Annotated in this window: 21 protein-coding genes and 1 pseudogene; 1 reads left to right on the forward strand and 21 read right to left on the reverse strand. The window is 59.5% G+C overall.

Going from position 1 to position 15,589, the window contains the following annotated elements; all coding sequences use genetic code 11:
- Positions 1-26 precede the first annotated feature (26 nt).
- From VFO93_RS20545 to VFO93_RS20565, 6 genes and pseudogenes are all read right to left on the reverse strand, one after another.
- On the reverse strand, positions 27-1,868 hold the full coding sequence (locus VFO93_RS20545; protein ID WP_325136274.1) for a toxin-antitoxin system YwqK family antitoxin: 1,842 nt from the start codon (positions 1,866-1,868) through the stop codon (positions 27-29).
- A 123-nt stretch (positions 1,869-1,991) separates the two neighbouring features.
- A pseudogene (locus tag VFO93_RS22420) lies at positions 1,992-2,183 on the reverse strand (hypothetical protein); the annotation flags it as partial.
- Entirely contained in the window at positions 2,184-3,338 is a 1,155-nt protein-coding gene (locus tag VFO93_RS20550) for a hypothetical protein (RefSeq protein WP_325136275.1), read from the reverse strand.
- 108 nt (positions 3,339-3,446) lie between these two features.
- Positions 3,447-4,649, reverse strand: coding sequence for a hypothetical protein (locus VFO93_RS20555; protein ID WP_325136276.1), 1,203 nt, complete (start codon positions 4,647-4,649; stop codon positions 3,447-3,449).
- A complete protein-coding gene (locus tag VFO93_RS20560; RefSeq protein WP_325136277.1) occupies positions 4,639-5,430 on the reverse strand; it encodes a hypothetical protein in 792 nt (263 codons plus the stop codon). The genes VFO93_RS20555 and VFO93_RS20560 overlap by 11 nt, the downstream gene beginning before the upstream one ends.
- 132 nt (positions 5,431-5,562) lie before the next feature.
- Positions 5,563-6,138, reverse strand: coding sequence for a sigma-70 family RNA polymerase sigma factor (locus tag VFO93_RS20565; RefSeq protein WP_325136278.1), 576 nt, complete (start codon positions 6,136-6,138; stop codon positions 5,563-5,565).
- Positions 6,139-6,301: 163 nt separating this feature from the next.
- On the opposite strand from VFO93_RS20565, the gene VFO93_RS20570 reads away from it, so the two are divergent.
- Complete coding sequence (locus VFO93_RS20570; protein WP_325136279.1) at positions 6,302-6,808, forward strand: hypothetical protein; 507 nt, start codon at positions 6,302-6,304, stop codon at positions 6,806-6,808.
- Between the two features lie 51 nt (positions 6,809-6,859).
- On the opposite strand, the gene rplQ is transcribed toward VFO93_RS20570, so the two are convergent.
- From rplQ to rpsH, 15 genes are all read right to left on the reverse strand, one after another.
- A complete protein-coding gene (gene rplQ, locus VFO93_RS20575; RefSeq protein ID WP_325136280.1) occupies positions 6,860-7,435 on the reverse strand; it encodes a 50S ribosomal protein L17 in 576 nt (191 codons plus the stop codon).
- A 180-nt stretch (positions 7,436-7,615) separates the two neighbouring features.
- On the reverse strand, positions 7,616-8,605 hold the full coding sequence (locus tag VFO93_RS20580) for a DNA-directed RNA polymerase subunit alpha (RefSeq protein WP_325136281.1): 990 nt from the start codon (positions 8,603-8,605) through the stop codon (positions 7,616-7,618).
- Between the two features lie 182 nt (positions 8,606-8,787).
- Positions 8,788-9,393 (reverse strand): 30S ribosomal protein S4, encoded by a 606-nt coding sequence (rpsD, locus tag VFO93_RS20585; RefSeq protein ID WP_325136282.1) that lies wholly within the window; start codon positions 9,391-9,393, stop codon positions 8,788-8,790.
- Between the two features lie 26 nt (positions 9,394-9,419).
- A complete protein-coding gene (rpsK, locus tag VFO93_RS20590; protein WP_144846925.1) occupies positions 9,420-9,812 on the reverse strand; it encodes a 30S ribosomal protein S11 in 393 nt (130 codons plus the stop codon).
- Positions 9,813-9,896: 84 nt separating this feature from the next.
- On the reverse strand, positions 9,897-10,274 hold the full coding sequence (gene rpsM, locus VFO93_RS20595; protein WP_144846922.1) for a 30S ribosomal protein S13: 378 nt from the start codon (positions 10,272-10,274) through the stop codon (positions 9,897-9,899).
- 114 nt (positions 10,275-10,388) lie between these two features.
- Complete coding sequence (gene rpmJ, locus VFO93_RS20600) at positions 10,389-10,505, reverse strand: 50S ribosomal protein L36 (protein WP_068340511.1); 117 nt, start codon at positions 10,503-10,505, stop codon at positions 10,389-10,391.
- A 23-nt stretch (positions 10,506-10,528) separates the two neighbouring features.
- A complete protein-coding gene (infA, locus tag VFO93_RS20605; protein ID WP_035567874.1) occupies positions 10,529-10,747 on the reverse strand; it encodes a translation initiation factor IF-1 in 219 nt (72 codons plus the stop codon).
- 5 nt (positions 10,748-10,752) lie between these two features.
- On the reverse strand, positions 10,753-11,535 hold the full coding sequence (gene map, locus VFO93_RS20610) for a type I methionyl aminopeptidase (RefSeq protein WP_325136283.1): 783 nt from the start codon (positions 11,533-11,535) through the stop codon (positions 10,753-10,755).
- A gap of 9 nt (positions 11,536-11,544) precedes the next feature.
- Positions 11,545-12,861, reverse strand: a complete 1,317-nt coding sequence (gene secY, locus VFO93_RS20615; protein ID WP_325136284.1) for a preprotein translocase subunit SecY — start codon at positions 12,859-12,861, stop codon at positions 11,545-11,547.
- A gap of 22 nt (positions 12,862-12,883) precedes the next feature.
- Complete coding sequence (gene rplO, locus VFO93_RS20620) at positions 12,884-13,330, reverse strand: 50S ribosomal protein L15 (protein ID WP_173116010.1); 447 nt, start codon at positions 13,328-13,330, stop codon at positions 12,884-12,886.
- A 15-nt stretch (positions 13,331-13,345) separates the two neighbouring features.
- Positions 13,346-13,525 carry a 50S ribosomal protein L30 gene (gene rpmD / locus VFO93_RS20625; RefSeq protein ID WP_173116012.1) on the reverse strand — a complete coding sequence of 60 codons (180 nt, stop codon included), beginning with the start codon at positions 13,523-13,525 and terminating at the stop codon, positions 13,346-13,348.
- A 7-nt stretch (positions 13,526-13,532) separates the two neighbouring features.
- Entirely contained in the window at positions 13,533-14,150 is a 618-nt protein-coding gene (rpsE, locus tag VFO93_RS20630) for a 30S ribosomal protein S5 (RefSeq protein ID WP_144846908.1), read from the reverse strand.
- Between the two features lie 6 nt (positions 14,151-14,156).
- A complete protein-coding gene (gene rplR, locus VFO93_RS20635; protein ID WP_144846905.1) occupies positions 14,157-14,507 on the reverse strand; it encodes a 50S ribosomal protein L18 in 351 nt (116 codons plus the stop codon).
- A 9-nt stretch (positions 14,508-14,516) separates the two neighbouring features.
- Positions 14,517-15,074 carry a 50S ribosomal protein L6 gene (gene rplF / locus VFO93_RS20640; protein WP_325136285.1) on the reverse strand — a complete coding sequence of 186 codons (558 nt, stop codon included), beginning with the start codon at positions 15,072-15,074 and terminating at the stop codon, positions 14,517-14,519.
- Positions 15,075-15,097: 23 nt separating this feature from the next.
- A complete protein-coding gene (rpsH, locus tag VFO93_RS20645) occupies positions 15,098-15,496 on the reverse strand; it encodes a 30S ribosomal protein S8 (RefSeq protein ID WP_144846899.1) in 399 nt (132 codons plus the stop codon).
- Positions 15,497-15,589: the final 93 nt, after the last annotated feature.

Below are 15,589 nucleotides of genomic sequence, written 5' to 3' on the forward strand. Positions count from 1 at the left end.
CGCTGCGCTCGCTCGCAAGCTAAAGCTTACGGTACAGGGGCATACTCCGAGTTATTCCAATAATAGGTAGTAGTCAGCGGCTTGCCCTGCGCGTCATAAGTCGTGCTGGGCCCCGAGCGCTCGCCGGCGCGGTAGGTTTCCTCGCGCTCCAGAGTGCCATCGGGGCGGTAGTAGCGGCAGCGGCCGTGCAGCTCGTCGTGCAGGTAGCTTTCCTCTTCCATGAGCTTGCCGTTGGGCCAGTAGCTCACGGTGGGGCCGCTCGAAAGGCCTTTTTGGTGCGCCATGCGCCGGAATACCTGGCCCGAGCTGTAGTAGTACACCCACGTCGCGTCGGGGTAGCCCTGGCGGTAGGTCTGGCTGGCGGCGGGCTTGCCGTTGGCAAAGGCTACCTGCACCGCGCCGCCCGCGGGCGCGAGCGGCTGGGGCTTGGCATCGGCGGCCGCGCCGGGGGCGAGGTAACCCACCAGCGTACCGGCCACGTACTGGCGCGTGAGCAGCAGCTCGCCGGCCGGGTTATACAGCAAAAACCGGCCGTGCACCTCGCCGTCCTCGTCATAGGGCACCACCTTCTCGAGCTGGCCGTTGGGGAAGTAGAATTTCCACTCGCCCACCGGCTCGTCGGCGCGGTAGCTGCCCTGGCTGCTGAGCTGCCCGCCGGGGTAGTAGCTGCTGAACTGGCCGTAGCGCTGGCCGTTCAGGTACTGGCCTTCGGCGCGGGTCTGCCCATTGGGATAGTGCGATAGGTAGCGGCCGTAGCGCTTGCCGCCGTGCATGGGCGTTTCCGACTCGGGCTTGCCGCTGGCAAACAGCCAGGTGCTGGGGCCTTCGAAGAGGCCGTTGCGCACGGCGGCGCGGTTCATTACCTGGGTGGGGCGGCCGGGGTAGTGCAGCACCAGCTCCTTGAGGGTGGGAACCTTGTCATAGTGGTCCACTACCTTGCCCGTCGAGTCGTAGGCCGTCTGCTCGCGCAGTTTGCCGAAGGCGTACAGCTTTTCCTCGGTGAGCTTGCCGCCGGGCGTGTACGAGCGCAGCGGCCCGCTGAGCTCGCCTTTGAAGTACTCGCGCTCCTGGCTGAGCTTGCCGGTGGGGTAATATGATTTCCACACGCCCTGATTTTCGCCCGCGTGCATAAAGCCGGTCTGGCTGAGCGCGCCATCGGCGTAGTACTGCTCGAAGTAGCCTTCGCCCTCGCCCTCGGCATTGAACTCGCGGCGCTGGCGCAGCTGGCCGTTGTTGTAGTACGTTTCGCTGAGGCCCACGAGCCGGGCTTTGGGGCCGTAGTGCTTGATTTCGCGTAGCGCGCCATCGGGGTAATACATTTTCCACTCGCCAGCTAGGTAGCCGTTTTCGACCTCGCCGGTGGCCTTGAGGCGGCCGTCGGCGTCATAGTTTTTCACGGGCACGCGGCCCTTTTTGGTGGGCGTGTCGGAGAGCACTTTGCCGGTGGCGTCGAGGCTGGTCATGCGCGCGATGAGGCCGTGCTCGTAGCCGATGGTGGCCTGGCGGCGGCCCTGCTCGTCGTAGTCCACGGCCACGCCGTGGCGCTCGCCGTTGGCGTCGTAGGTTTCTTCAAGGCTGGGTAGGCCGCTGGCGTAAAACTCCTTCCAGGCGCCGGTGCGCTTGCCTTTGGTGTACTGCCCGGTTTCGCGCGGCTTGCCGTTGGCAAAGTAGGTGGCGTAGGGGCCGTTGAGCTCGCCCTGGTCGTAGCTGGCTTTCTTTTCGAGCGTCTTGTCGGGGTAATATACCAGTACCTCGCCCTGGGGCTTGCCATCGGCGTAGCTGCTGCTTACCTCGGGGGTGCCGTCGGGGTACACGCCTTCGAGGCGGCCGTTGCGCTTGTCGGCCTTCATAGCGATGCGCGTATTCACGGCCCCGCTGGGGTAGTATTCGATGGCGTCGCCCTCGTAGTCGTTGTTCGTCAGCTGCTGGCTTTCCGACAGCTCGCCGCTTTCGGCGTACTGCTTGTTCAGCCCTTCAAGCTTGCCCTGGCGGTAGGGGCTTTCGCTTTTGAGCTGGCCGCCGGGGTAGTAGTGCCGCGTGAGGCCGTCGAGCTTGCCGTCGGCCCCGTACTGCTGCTCGGCCTCGGTGGTGCCATCGGGGCGCAGCAGCAGCCACTTGCCGGTGCGTTTACCTGCCGCAAAGGCTCCGCGCTGGGCTACGCTGGCGTCTTTGTCGATAAGCAGCTAGTCGCCGGTGGGCTGCATCTTGCCCTGGGCGTCTTTTTCGCCCGCGCCGAGTGCTTCGAGCACGCCATCATCGTACCAGGCCTTGGCCCGGCCAGTGCCGGTGGGCAGCGGCTGCTCGTTGCGCAAGGATAGCAGTGGCTCATCGATGGAGTTGATGAGCTTGTCGAGCTTGCTCTTGTTGCCTTTCACCCACTGCTGCGCCGATTTGTCTTCGGCCGAGCTCAAAATGAGGTAGCTGAAGGTCGTCAGGTTGTCGCCCTGCCGCAGCGCCTTGATAGCCGGCCCATACGCCCGCGCCCAGAAGTCGGTGGCGGGGTCGGCCGCGTCGGGGTATTTCTCTACTATCAGCTGCAACTGCTTCACAATCGCGGCCTTGAACTTGACCTTCGATACGTAGCCCACATCGAGCGCCACCTTGCTGGTTATCAGCTGGTCCAGCTCCTCAAACGCCGCGTTGGAAGACACTGGCGTGAGCATGTCCTTGGGCTCCAGCACCGGCACGTTCTGGGCCATGCGCTCCAGGTTTATCAGCATCGACTGGCTGTAGCCGCCGTTGGGCTCGATGGCCAGGTACATCAGCCAGCTCAGCATGGCGTGGGTGGTGTGGCCCTGGCGCGCGGCGGCCAGGCCCAGCAGGCGGTGTACGCCGGGCCGGCCCGGCTGTAGCTCCACGCACCGCTGCAGGGTAGCGAGCGCGGGGACCAGCTGGTTCATAGTGAGCTCGGTAGCAGCTTTATTAAGCAGCAGATTATAGCTGTACGGAAACAGCTTGAGGCCATCGGCGTAGGCCTTGCCGGCCTGGTCGGCCTGCTTCAACTCCTCATACGCCGAGCCCATCGTGCTATAGAGCGTGGGCTGAAAGGCATCGAGGGCCAGCGAGCGGCGGGCGGCGGCCAGGCCGTCTTCGTATTTTTTGGCGGCAACTAGGCTCAACGCCAGCTCGGCCTGGGCCAGGGCGTAGGAGCTGTCGCCGGGCGTCACGAGGCGGTAGCGGGCCACAGCCTCGTCGTACTTCTCGGCGTCGTGCAGCGCCACGCCTTCCTTGATGAGCTTTTTGGCGTCGGGCAGGGTGGGCGCGGCGGTGGTTTGGGCCAGGCTGAGGCCGGGCAAGGAGAGCAGGGCGAGGGCAGCCCCGTAGTGTCGCAGGTGCATACTGGCTAGGTGCTTACGCCAGCCGCAACGGGCAGCCCAGCCAATAAGCCCGCAAGTATAAGCCGCTATTCACCAGCTTTTCACTTGTTCCCAGCAGCCTGCAATTTTTTATTTGCTGAACCGCACCGTGCCGTAGCGCACCTTGATGTTGACGCTGCCCGCGCCGGGTGCGGGCACCCGGCCGCCGTACACTCCCAGCACGTCGGCCACGCCCTGCGTTTCGCCCGCCGACAGCACGCGCACCAGCTTTTTATCGACCAGCAGCTGCCCCTGCTCGGTGCTCACATCAAACTGAAAGCTCGGCGTGGCCTCCGCAAAGCCCAGCCGGATGGTGCTGAAACCGCCATCCAGGTTTATCTGCCGGAAATTGGCCCCCATGTCGCGCACCTCAAAATCGGGGCAGTAGCGCACGGCCATGTCCAGCCCCTCGCTCAGCTTCTCCACGCTAACACGCGAGTAGCCCGACGAGCCGCGCAGGTTGCGCACGCGGCCCAGGGCCACGTCGCCGTACTTGCTGTGCACCGTCAAATCCTGCACGGTGCCCATGTCGATGTCGGAGTAATTGCTGCGCAGCTCCACCCGCTCGCCCTCGGCGAGGCGCAGCTTGGCATAGCTAGCCTCGAAGGTGGCCTGCTTCACGGCCGGAATGGTCGCGTCGCCGTTGGCGATGTGGATGACGTTGCGCGCGCCCGCCAGCCGGGCGGTGCGCAGCGTGCCGTAGTCCACGGCCAGCTGGGTAGTGCCCTGCCAGTCGCCTACCAACGTCACGTCGGCGAAAGCGGCGGCCACCCGTAGCGGCGTAGTGCGTGGCAGCCAGATGACGTAGTTGACCTCGTAGCGCCGGCCGCCGCCGCACTTGCCCCGCAGCGCAGCGCCAAACTGCGAGCTCACGCTGACGCCACCCGTGCTGGCGTCGTAGTCGAGGTACTGCACCCCGAGCGCGCCCAGCAGCTGGGTGGCGGCCTCGGGCGTTTCGGCCCGCGCCACCAGCTCGGTTTCTACCTTGATTTCGTTTTTATTCCAGGCATTAATCTGCACCCGGCCGTAGCGCGTGTCCAGCGCAAACGAGCGCCCGGCCTTCCCCACCGCAAAGCGGCGGCTTAGGTGGCGGCGTTGCTCGGCGGGCGGCACGGTTTGGTCGCCGTCGGTGCCATCGCTGGGGTTTTGCTGGCCAGTTTGGGTAGGGCCGTCCTGCACGGGCGTTTGCCCGGCAGAACCGACTCTGGCCAACGCGGCCGGGTAGGCAGCCAGCGGACCAGCCACCAGCCAGCCCAGCAGCAGGCCCGTAAGCAGGCGGCGGCTAGCGGTCATGGCGCAGCGAAGCTTCCGAAAACTGCCGGCTGTCGGCCAAGGCGTACTCGCTGCGGTTTTCGCGGGCCAGGGCCGTTTGGCCGGGGTCGCGCAGCTCCAGCTGCCGGTCCAAGATGTCGAGGCGGGTTTGCAGGTTTTTGTTCATGGCCGTGAGCACTACCTCTGGCTGGGGGTGGCGGGGCAGCTCGCGCTTGAGGCGCTGGTAGAGCGTGTCGAGGTCTACCAGGTCGCGGCCCCACTCGGCCGCGTCTTCGGGCGCGAGCTGGCTGAGCTCGGCCTTGCGGTCGGCGAGCTGGCTCACGTAGTAGGTTTCCATGCCGCGCACGGCAGTGTCGAGGCGGGCGTTCAGGTTCTGGCTTACGGGGCTCGGTGTGAGCTCGCCGGTGGGCGAGAGGTAGAGCGCTGCGTCGGCGTTGCGGCCGGGTGCGGCCTGGCTTACCGCGCCGCGCTCGGCCGCAACGCGGCCCGATTTCCAGAATTCGCCCAGGCCAGCAGCCAGCAGCAGCACCGCCAGCGCAGCCGCGATGCTGTAGTGCTCGCGCCAAGTGCGGCGCTTGGCGGGCGTGGCCTCCGGGGTCGGCTGGCCGAAAGGCAGCTGGCGACCCATTTCCGCGGGTTCGCTGTTGTCGGCCACGATGCTCATCACCGGAGCGGGCGCAGCCTCGCCATGTAGCTGCTGCTCTAGCGCGGCCCACAGGTCGGGGCGCGGCTCGTGCAGGTCAAAGTCGGCCCGGTGGCGCTCCACGTAGGCTTCGAGGCGGTCTTGCTTGGTATAGTCCATTGGGGATAGCGGCTAAAAATCTGGCGGCGCGGGGGCTTTTATCTCCGGCTAATACGGTGCCGGGGCGCAAAGGCCGACAGGGAAGAAGAAAGAGAAGTTGAAAAGCAGTGGTAGGCAGTCCGTTTTTATTTTCTAGCTCAGGCCACGTTGCTGGGCCAGCTCGCGTAGGCGCGTCCGGGCCCGGCTGTATTGTGACTTGGACGTGGATTCGGTGATGCCCAGAATGCTGGCGATTTCGAGGTGGTCGTAACCCTCCAGCAAGTACAGCGACAGTACTACCCGGTAGCCATCGGGCAGCTCCTGGATGCAGCGCCGCAGCACGTCGGCCCGGTACTGCATGTCGTCCTCATCTTCGTGGGCGTGGGGCCGGGCCGTCTCGGGCGGGGCTGCGTCGTGGTGGAAGTCTTCGAGCGGCACCAGCTGCAAGCGCCGCTGGCGCAGGCAATTGATGCTCTTGTTCACCACGATGCGCTTGAGCCAGGCCCCGAACGACGAGTCGCCCTTGTAGCCGCTCAGCTCGCGAAACGCGCTCAGAAACGACTCTTGCAACACGTCCTCGGCCTCGGCATAGTCGCCGGTGATGCGCAGGGCGGCGTTGAACATCGCCTTGGAATAGCGGCGGTACAGCTCGGCCTGCGCCTGGCGGTCGTTGAGGCGGCAGCGCTCTACCAGCGGGGCATTGATGTCGATATAGGCTACTGCTTCCATACGAAAGTTAATCTGGGCAAGGCACAAAGGTCGGCCGCTTTCCAATTGGTAGCTAACAGACAGCGACTAGGTTGGTCTGGTTGCATCCCTTCCCAATATTAGCTACCCTGTTACCAGGCCACTATTTCCTGCTTTATCATTGCAAAAACCTTATTCTTCCTGTATGCCAAAGTATCTATTTCTTGCCGTGAGCTTACTAGTTTCCACCACTACGCTGGCGCAAACCACTCCTTCGCCCGTTCCAGCCAGCTACAGCTTCAAAGCCGCGTCCGACTACGACCGCTACGTCCCGCAAGTCTTGGCTACTATCGATTGGCTGGAAACCTCACCCCTCCCCAACGACAGTGAAGAACGCCGCGCCGCCAACACCTTCCTGGTGCAGTGGATAAGCGGCTCGCCGACCGTTTCGGTAGCGATAGAGGAGTATGTATCCGATTTATCCTACAACGATGGGGCGCTGCTCATCGCCTTCATGGGTGGCTGGACGCGCCACGCTCTCCAAAACCCCGGCACCAAGGACAAACTTGCCCTTGCCACAGCGGGCATCCAAAACATGCTTGCTACCCACAAAGCACAGAGCGGCACTGGCAATAAAAAGTTAGAGGAAGTGGGAGCATTGGCTGTCAAAGGCAAGCTTCCCGAGTGGGTAAAGAAGCACGTAAAGGCATGAAAAAAGGGGCTGTACCTGTTGGTACAGCCCCTTTTCAGCTATTTGCGAGGACTACTCAGCCGCAGGCGTCTGCTTCTCGTCAGCCGGAGCATCCAGCGTGGTAGCTTCAGCTTCGGTAGCCGAAACGGCCGGAGCGTCTTCAGCTACTACGGCAGCCGACGTACCAGCTTCGTTGCCAGCAGCTTCCGACTTGCCACCACGGCGACGCGAACGACGGGTGGTAGTAGTCTTGGTCTCAGCAGCGTTCTTCGATTCGAGCAAGGTTTCGTTGAAGTCCACCAGCTCGATGATGCACATATCGGCGTTGTCACCGGCGCGGTTGGCGCTCAGCTTCAGAATGCGGGTGTAGCCACCGGGGCGCTGGCCGATTTTCTCAGCTACTACGCCGTACAGCTCCTTCAGGCTCTCCTTGTTTTGCAGGGTAGCAAACACAGTCCGGCGCGAATGCGTCGTGTCGTCCTTAGCCTTGGTCAGCAGGGGCTCTACATACTGGCGCAGGGCTTTGGCCTTGGCAACCGTCGTAGTTACGCGCTTGTGGAGGATGAGCGACGTAGCCATGTTCGACAGCATCGCGTGGCGGTGGGCGGTAGTACGGCCCAGGTGATTGATTTTTTTACCGTGTCGCATCGGACAGATGGGTTAAATGCTACGCTTGCGGACCAGGACCACGGCGGGTCGCGAGGAACCTCATTAGAACCCTAATCCCTAGGGCGCAGCGGGTTGAATAAAAAAAGAAGTGCTTAGTGTTTGGTGCCTCGTGCTTGGAATTTCACCATGCACTGAACACCGGGCACTAAGCACAAAATACTAGTCTTCGTCCAGGCGGTACTTGCTCAGGTCCATGCCGAAGTGCAGGCCCTTCTCTTCTACCAGGTTTTCCAACTCGGTGAGGCTCTTCTTACCGAAGTTGCGGAACTTCATCATGTCGGCCATGTCGAGCTGTACCAACTCGCCCAGCGTCTTGATGTCAGCCGCCTTTAGGCAGTTGTAAGCACGTACCGACAGGTCCATCTCGCCGAGCGACGTCTTGAGGACTTTGCGCATAGCGAGAGTTTCCTCGTCAATAGGCTCAGCCGCCACGGGGCGGTTGCCACTCAGCTGCATCGTGCTGTCCGAGAATAGCATGAAGTGCTGAATGAGGATGTTAGCAGCACCTTTTAGCGCCTCCTCGGGGTGAATCGAGCCGTCGGTCGAGATTTCAATCAGCAGACGCTCGTAGTCAGTTTTCTGCTCTACGCGTGTGTTCTCGATGCTGTACTTCACGTTCTTGATGGGCGTGTAGATAGCATCGATAGCAATCTGACCGAAAACCTGGTCGGCGGGCTTGTTCTCGTCGGCGGGCACGTAGCCACGGCCACGCGCTACCGTCAACTCAAACTCCAGCTCTTTGGCCGGGTCGAGGTTGCAAATAACCAGCTTGGGGTTCAGAATCTGGAAGCCCACGGCAAATTTGCCGATATCGCCCGCCGTGAAGCTGTCTTGCCCGCTGATGCGCACCGTAATCTTGTCCTCAATGGCGTCGCTGATTTTCTTGAAGCGCACCTGCTTGAGGTTCAGGATGATTTCGGACATGTCCTCAATCACGCCTTCAATCGTCGAAAACTCGTGCAGCACCGAAGTCGTGCGCACCGACGTAATGGCGAAGCCCTCCAGCGACGACAGCAGAATGCGACGCAGCGCATTCCCAATCGTTACGCCGTAGCCTTTTTCCAGAGGCTTGAATTCAAATGACCCGGTGAAGTCGTCGGATTTCTCCATTACCACTTTCTCCGGCATTTGAAAAGCTAAGATTGACATATGTGGGGCAGTTAATGATGTAACAGGAAAAGCAAGCCTAGGCTTGCTCAAATTTGGGTAGCCACCCAAAACCACCGCTTGGTAGTTTTAGTGCCCTTCCGCGCTCAGTAGCAGCAGGATAGTGGCACCGGCTTAGCATAAGTGCGGCCCGAACAGCGTCCGGGCCGCACCAAGTGCCACTATTACTTCGAATACAGTTCGACGATGAGCTGCTCCGTGATTTTCTCCGGAATCAGGTCACGCGACGGCATGTTGGTGAATTTGCCCACCATGTCTTTGCCGTCCCACTCCAGCCACGAGAACTGACGCGAGTTGCGCACAGTCAGCGAAGTGGTGATAGCTTCGAGCGACTTCGACTTCTCACGCACACCAACGAGGTCGCCGGGACGCAGTTTGTACGAAGGAATGTTTACTACCTCACCGTTTACCGTGATGTGCTTGTGCGACACCAGCTGGCGAGCAGCACGACGGGTGCTGGCAATACCAAGGCGGTAAACTACGTTGTCGAGGCGCGACTCCAGCAGGCCGAGCAGGTTATCGCCGGTGATGCCGGGCAATACAGCAGCCTTGTGGAATAGGTTTTCGAACTGCTTCTCCAGCACGCCGTACAGGTATTTCACCTTCTGCTTCTCCATCAGCTGGACAGCATATTCCGACTGCTTCTTGCGACGGCCACGGCCGTGCTGGCCGGGGGGGTAGTTCTTTTTGTTGAGCGCTTTGCTCGGGCCGAAAATCGGCTCCGAAAAGCGACGGGCGATTTTGGCGGTAGGGCCAGTATAACGTGCCATTTTAGAAAAATATCAGAAGTAAAAAATCAAACGCGGCGACGCTTGGGCGGGCGGCAGCCGTTGTGCGGCAGCGGCGTCACGTCGCGGATGGTCGTCACTTCGATACCAATGTTGCCGAGGGCACGGATGGCCGACTCGCGGCCAGCACCTGGGCCTTTCACGAACACTTCGGCTTTGCGCATACCCAAGTCGTGGGCTACTTTACCGCAATCGCTAGCTGCCATCTGGGCAGCGTAAGGCGTGTTTTTCTTCGAACCACGGAAACCCATTTTACCCGCCGAAGCCCAGGAAATAACCTGGCCGTTGGAGTTGGTTACCGAGATGATGATGTTATTGAAGGAGGCGCGGATGTGGACCTGGCCCACCTGCTCCACCACGACAAGCCGCTTCTTGGCTTTGTCTTTTCTTTTTTGTGCCATTTGGTTATCGCTATAAACGCGGCAGGTGTTGGCTCCGCCTCACGCTCACGAAGAGCATCAGGCAGAGCCGATTGCCGCTACGGGTTATTTCGTTGCTTTCTTCTTGCCGGCCACGGTCTTACGCTTGCCCTTGCGGGTACGCGAGTTGTTCTTGGTGCGCTGACCACGAACGGGAAGACCTTTGCGGTGACGGAGGCCGCGGTAGCAGCCAATGTCCATCAGACGCTTGATGTTGAGCTGAATTTCCGAGCGCAGTACGCCTTCGGTTTTGTGCTCAGCGGCGATAATGGCGCGGATTTCGCCAGCTTCAGCCTCGGTCCAGTCTTTCACCTTTTTGTTGACATCGATGCCAGCTTTGGTGAGGATTTTAACCGAGTTGCTCCGGCCAATGCCGAAAATGTAAGTCAGGGCGATTTCGCCGCGCTTGTTGTCCGGGATGTCTACCCCTGCGATACGAGCCATAGTGGTTGTGAGATGTTTGCGGACCAGAAAGCCCGGCAGCGGCTTGGAAGGCGGCTAGCTGAATAAAAGTTCAACCTAACCAGTACCCAAGGCTCCGGGTTTCTGAAAATTGGTTTAGCCCTGACGCTGTTTGAAGCGGGGGTTCTTCTTGTTGATAACGTAGAGCTTGCCGTTGCGGCGGATGATTTTGCAATCAACGCTACGTTTCTTCACCGAGGTTTTTACTTTCATGACCTTGAAAAGAACGAAAAAAATTACTTGTAACGATACTTAATGCGGCCTTTCGACAAGTCGTAGGGCGACATTTCGAGCTTTACCTTGTCGCCGGGCAGAATCTTGATGTAGTGCATCCGCATCTTACCCGAGATGTGGGCAATCAGCTGGTGGCCATTTTCCAATTCCACGCGAAACATGGCGTTGGAAAGGGCTTCGAGGATGGTACCGTCCTGCTCGATGGAGGCTTGTTTTGCCATAAGGGCTATTGCAGTGCTTTTTCTATGTAGTCAAAGGAGGTCAGAATCTCTGCCTTGTCTTTCCGAACAACAACGGTGTGCTCAAAGTGCGCCGCCGGCTTTTTATCACGGGTCCGGATGGTCCAGCCATCCTTCTCCTGCACCACGTCCTTCTTGCCGAGGGTAATCATCGGCTCAATGGCGAGCGTCATACCGGTTTGCAACAGCGGCCCCGAGCCCCGCTTGCCATAGTTCGGCACTTCGGGCTTCTCGTGGAGGCTAGCCCCTACCCCATGGCCGACCAGTTCGCGCACCACACCGTAGCCTTTCGGGGCCACGTAGCTTTGGATAGCGTAGCTGATATCGCCCACACGGTTGCCTGCTACGGCCTGCTCGATACCTTTATACAGCGACGCTTTGGTTTCATCCAGTAGCCGCTGCACCTCCGGCGCTACTTCCCCGATTGGGTAGGTGTAAGCGCTGTCGGCGTGGTAGCCATTGAGGAAAACCCCACAGTCTACTGTTAGAATATCGCCGTTTTTCAGCGGCTCATCGGTGGCGAACCCGTGCACTACTACCGAGTTTGGGCTCAGGCAGCAGCTGTGCGGAAAACCGTATAATCCTTTGAACGAAGGGGTAGCCCCGTGGTCGCGGATGAACTCCTCGGCGCGGCGGTCTAGCTCCCGCGTCGTGACTCCCTCGCGCACCAGCGCAGCTACCTCGCCGTGTGCACGCGCCAACAGTTGCCCGGCGGCGCGCATTAAATCTATTTCTTCTTCAGTTTTATACTGAATAACACCAGTTGCCATTCGTGCTACTTAGGAGGCAATGGCAATCGGCTGCGAAGGCCGACCGCGCAATTTACCCGATTTCATCATGCCGTCGTAGTGGCGCATCAGCAAGTAGCTTTCTACTTGGTTGAGCGTATCCAGCACCACGCCTACCATGATGATAAGCGAAGTCCCCCCGTAAAACAGCGACAACGGACGGGTAACGCCGAGCAACAAAGCCAGCGTCGGGAAGATGGCGATAAGCGCCAGCGCCACGGCACCCGGCAGGGTCACGCGAGTCAGTATTTCATCGATGAACTCTGACGTATCGCGGCCCGGCTTTACACCCGGCACAAAGCCACCACTGCGTTTCAGGTCGTCTGCAATTTGATTGGGATTGACGCTGATGGCAGTGTAGAAATACGTGAAGATGACAATCAGCAGTGCGAACACCGTGTTGTACACCCAATGCTCGGGCGAGAAATACGCCGCGATAGTAGCTGCTAGGTCGCTATTCTTATCCCAAGCCGAGGCAGCGATGCTCGGTACGAACATCAGCGACTGGGCGAAGATGATAGGCATAACGCCAGCAGCATTAACCTTCAGCGGGATGAACTGACGCTGAGCGTCGAGTTGCGTGGCACCGCCTACCTGCTTAGCATACTGCACCGGAATGCGGCGAACAGCTTGCGTTAGCACGATAACGGCCATTACTACCAAGAACAGTACCACCAGTTCTAGCAAGAAAATCAGCGACTTGTTGACACCCTTAGCGGCAGCTTCGCCGATGAGAGCACCGGGGAGGCGCGACACTATACCAATCATGATAATCATGGAGATACCGTTGCCAATGCCCTTGTCGGTGATTTTCTCCCCTAGCCACATGCAAAACAGCGTTCCGGCCGTGATGATGAGCATGGTGGAGATGGTGAAGAACGTGCCGGGATTCACGATAGCCTCGGCGTTAATCGTCGCCAGAAAGCCCACGGACTGCGCCATCACAATCGGGATGGTGAGCACGCGGGTGTACTGGTTGATTTTCTTCCGACCCGACTCGCCTTCTTTTTGCAGCTTTTGGAAATACGGCACGGCAATCGTGAGCAGCTGCAACACGATGGAAGCCGAGATGTAGGGCATGATACCCAGCGCGAAAATCGACGCGTGGCTAAAAGCCCCACCAAGCAGCGTATCCAGAATACCGAATACGCCGCCGGTGCCTTGCTTTAGTTGGGTAGGGTCTACACCGGGGAGGACTACGTAGCAGCCCAGCCGGTAGATAGCAATGAAAAACAGCGTATTGAGGATTCGCGTACGCAAATCCTCAATCGCAAAAATATTTTTTATCGTTTCGATAAACTTCTTCATTGCTAGTCGATAACAATAGAAACTACAGCGTAACTACTTTGCCACCGGCCTTTTCGATAGCCTCAACGGCCGATTTCGAGAAAGCGTGAGCGTGTACTTCGAGGGCGGTGGTGAGTTCACCACGACCCAGAACTTTGATTTTGGCGTTCTTCGACACTAGGCCAGCCTGCACAAAATACGCCTGGTCCATCGAAGTTACGGCACCGCTCTCGAGCAGGCCCTGGATTACATCCAGGTTGATGCCTTTGTACTCAACGCGGTTGATGTTTTTGAAGCCGAACTTCGGCACGCGGCGCTGCAAAGGCATTTGACCGCCTTCGAAGCCCGACTTGCGCGAGTAGCCCGAGCGCGATTTGGCGCCCTTGTGGCCACGGGTAGCGGTACCACCGCCGCCCGAGCCTTCACCACGACCGAGACGCTTGTTGTTGCGCGTTGCGCCAGCGGCAGGTTTTAGATTGGAAAGATTCATGACTGGGATAAACGCTTACAGTTCGGTTACTTCCAGCAGGTGCTGAATCGACTTCACCATGCCCAGGATGCTGGGGTTGGCTTCGTGCGTAGCAACGCTGTTCATTTTATTGAGGCCGAGGGCCTCTACGGTACGCTTCTGGCGCTCGGGGCGGTCGATGGCGCTGCGCACGAGCTTTACTTGAATCTGTGGCATGGTCGTACTAACCGTTAAATACGCGAGCGAGTGAAATGCCGCGCGCCTGAGCGATTTGCATCGGGTCGCGCATTTTGGCGAGGGCAGCAAAGGTAGCCTTTACTACGTTGTGGGGGTTCGACGAGCCTTTCGACTTAGCCAGTACGTCTTTGATACCAGCCGATTCGAACACGGCGCGCATGGCACCGCCGGCGATTACGCCCGTACCGGCCGCAGCGGGCTGCACGAGTACGAAACCTCCGCCGTAGCGGCCTTCCATTACGTGGGGTACGGTGTGCTTATACAGCGGCACTTTCACCACGTTTTTGCGAGCGTCATCAATGCCTTTGGCAATGGCATCTGTTACTTCGTTGGCTTTGCCCAGGCCGTAGCCTACGTTGCCTTTGCCGTCGCCTACCACTACGATAGCCGAGAAGCTGAAGCGACGACCACCTTTCACCACTTTGGCTACGCGGTTGATGGCTACTACTTTCTCTTTGAAATCCGAATCGCCTTGCACGGCGTTATCGTTGTTGCCGCGGCCACCGCGGTCGTTGCCGCGGCGGTCGTTGCCACCGCGGTTGTTACCACCACGGTCGTTGCCACCGGCACCACCACCACGGTTGTTGTTGTTATACTCTGCCATGATGCCTTAGAAATTGAGGCCGCCTTCGCGGGCTCCTTCTGCCAATGATTTAACGCGACCGTGATAGAGGTAGCCCGAGCGGTCGAACACTACTTTGGTAATGCCAGCCTCCTGCGCCTTAGCGGCGATTTCGCGGCCTACGGCGGCGGCCAGGGCCACGCCATTACCACCTTCGGCGGTTACCTTCTTCGACGAAGCGGCAGCCAGCGTGCGGCCAGCCGTGTCGTCGATAATCTGGGCGTAGATGCCCGTGTTGGAGCGGAACACCGACAGGCGCGGGCGCTCCGGCGTGCCGGACACTTTCGTGCGGATGATGCGCTGAATGCGCTTCCGGCGAGATGCTTTATCGAAAGCCATGATACTAGATTACTTTTTAGCGGCAGTCTTGCCGGCTTTACGACGAACGATTTCACCCACGAAGCGCACACCTTTGCCTTTGTAAGGCTCAACTTTCCGCAACGAGCGGATTTTGGCGGCTACCTGGCCCACCAACTGCTTGTCGATGCTGGTCAGGGTTACGATGGGGTTCTTACCTTTTTCCGTGACGGCGGTAGCCGACACGTCGGGCGGCAGGGCCAGGTACACGTTGTGCGAGTAGCCGAGCGACAGTTCCAGGGCTTTGCCGTTGAGGGCCGCCTTGTAACCTACGCCTACCAGCTCGAGCTTGTGCTCGTAGCCAGCGCTCACGCCGGTAATCATGTTGTTGATGAGGGCGCGGTAGAGGCCGTGCATGGCCTTATGGCGCTTCTGCTCGGTAGGGCGGGTTACCACCACGTTGCCGTCCTCGGTAGCTACCGTGATGTCACGGTCTACTTGCTGGGTCAGCGTGCCCTTGGGGCCTTTCACCGTTACGGTGTTGTCGTTGTCGACCGAAACCTGCACACCGCTGGGCAGGCTAATCGGCAGTTTACCAATGCGGGACATATAGAATACTAGTGCTTAGCAGGTTAGTACACGTAGCACAGCACCTCGCCGCCCACGTTCTCGTTTTTAGCCTCCTTTTCGGTCATTACCCCTTTCGAGGTCGACAGGATGGCCACGCCCAAACCGCTCAGTACGCGGGGCAGGTTCTCGACGTGCCGATACTGACGCAGGCCGGGGGTGCTCACGCGCTCCAGCTTGGTGATAGCCGGGGCTTTCGTGGTGGGGTTATACTTCAGGGCGATTTTAATCACACCTTGGGCCGAAGTATCATCAAAACGGTAGCTCTGAATGTAGCCCTTGTGGTAGAGCACTTTCGTGATTTCCTTTTTGATGTTGCTGGCCGGGATTTCCACTACCCGGTGGTTCGCCTTGATGGCGTTGCGCAACCGGGTCAGGTAATCTGCAATCGGGTCAGTATTCATTTGGTTGTAATTGGCCCACAACTTGGGGCCGCAAAGATAAGAAAATTTCGCAGCAGTAGCTAGCAGCCCTACAGCGAAATTTCAGTTAAGACT

Origin of the sequence: Hymenobacter sp. (genome assembly GCF_035709525.1) — a bacterium.
Classification (GTDB): domain Bacteria; phylum Bacteroidota; class Bacteroidia; order Cytophagales; family Hymenobacteraceae; genus Hymenobacter.

What these genes read in the sequence shown, in the direction of transcription:
- VFO93_RS20570 (WP_325136279.1), top strand. Translation starts at nt 6,302, where the DNA reads ATGCCAAAGTATCTATTTCTTGCCGTGAGCTTACTAGTTTCCACCACT.
- rpsD (WP_325136282.1), bottom strand. Translation starts at nt 9,393, where the DNA reads ATGGCACGTTATACTGGCCCTACCGCCAAAATCGCCCGTCGCTTTTCG.
- rpsE (WP_144846908.1), bottom strand. Translation starts at nt 14,150, where the DNA reads ATGGCAGAGTATAACAACAACAACCGTGGTGGTGGTGCCGGTGGCAAC.
- rplQ (WP_325136280.1), bottom strand. Translation starts at nt 7,435, where the DNA reads ATGCGACACGGTAAAAAAATCAATCACCTGGGCCGTACTACCGCCCAC.
- infA (WP_035567874.1), bottom strand. Translation starts at nt 10,747, where the DNA reads ATGGCAAAACAAGCCTCCATCGAGCAGGACGGTACCATCCTCGAAGCC.
- VFO93_RS20580 (WP_325136281.1), bottom strand. Translation starts at nt 8,605, where the DNA reads ATGTCAATCTTAGCTTTTCAAATGCCGGAGAAAGTGGTAATGGAGAAA.
- map (WP_325136283.1), bottom strand. Translation starts at nt 11,535, where the DNA reads ATGGCAACTGGTGTTATTCAGTATAAAACTGAAGAAGAAATAGATTTA.
- VFO93_RS20560 (WP_325136277.1), bottom strand. Translation starts at nt 5,430, where the DNA reads ATGGACTATACCAAGCAAGACCGCCTCGAAGCCTACGTGGAGCGCCAC.
- rplF (WP_325136285.1), bottom strand. Translation starts at nt 15,074, where the DNA reads ATGTCCCGCATTGGTAAACTGCCGATTAGCCTGCCCAGCGGTGTGCAG.
- rpsH (WP_144846899.1), bottom strand. Translation starts at nt 15,496, where the DNA reads ATGAATACTGACCCGATTGCAGATTACCTGACCCGGTTGCGCAACGCC.
- rplO (WP_173116010.1), bottom strand. Translation starts at nt 13,330, where the DNA reads ATGAATCTTTCCAATCTAAAACCTGCCGCTGGCGCAACGCGCAACAAC.
- VFO93_RS20550 (WP_325136275.1), bottom strand. Translation starts at nt 3,338, where the DNA reads ATGCACCTGCGACACTACGGGGCTGCCCTCGCCCTGCTCTCCTTGCCC.
- VFO93_RS20565 (WP_325136278.1), bottom strand. Translation starts at nt 6,138, where the DNA reads ATGGAAGCAGTAGCCTATATCGACATCAATGCCCCGCTGGTAGAGCGC.
- rpsK (WP_144846925.1), bottom strand. Translation starts at nt 9,812, where the DNA reads ATGGCACAAAAAAGAAAAGACAAAGCCAAGAAGCGGCTTGTCGTGGTG.
- VFO93_RS20555 (WP_325136276.1), bottom strand. Translation starts at nt 4,649, where the DNA reads ATGACCGCTAGCCGCCGCCTGCTTACGGGCCTGCTGCTGGGCTGGCTG.
- rpsM (WP_144846922.1), bottom strand. Translation starts at nt 10,274, where the DNA reads ATGGCTCGTATCGCAGGGGTAGACATCCCGGACAACAAGCGCGGCGAA.
- rpmD (WP_173116012.1), bottom strand. Translation starts at nt 13,525, where the DNA reads ATGCCACAGATTCAAGTAAAGCTCGTGCGCAGCGCCATCGACCGCCCC.
- secY (WP_325136284.1), bottom strand. Translation starts at nt 12,861, where the DNA reads ATGAAGAAGTTTATCGAAACGATAAAAAATATTTTTGCGATTGAGGAT.
- rplR (WP_144846905.1), bottom strand. Translation starts at nt 14,507, where the DNA reads ATGGCTTTCGATAAAGCATCTCGCCGGAAGCGCATTCAGCGCATCATC.
- rpmJ (WP_068340511.1), bottom strand. Translation starts at nt 10,505, where the DNA reads ATGAAAGTAAAAACCTCGGTGAAGAAACGTAGCGTTGATTGCAAAATC.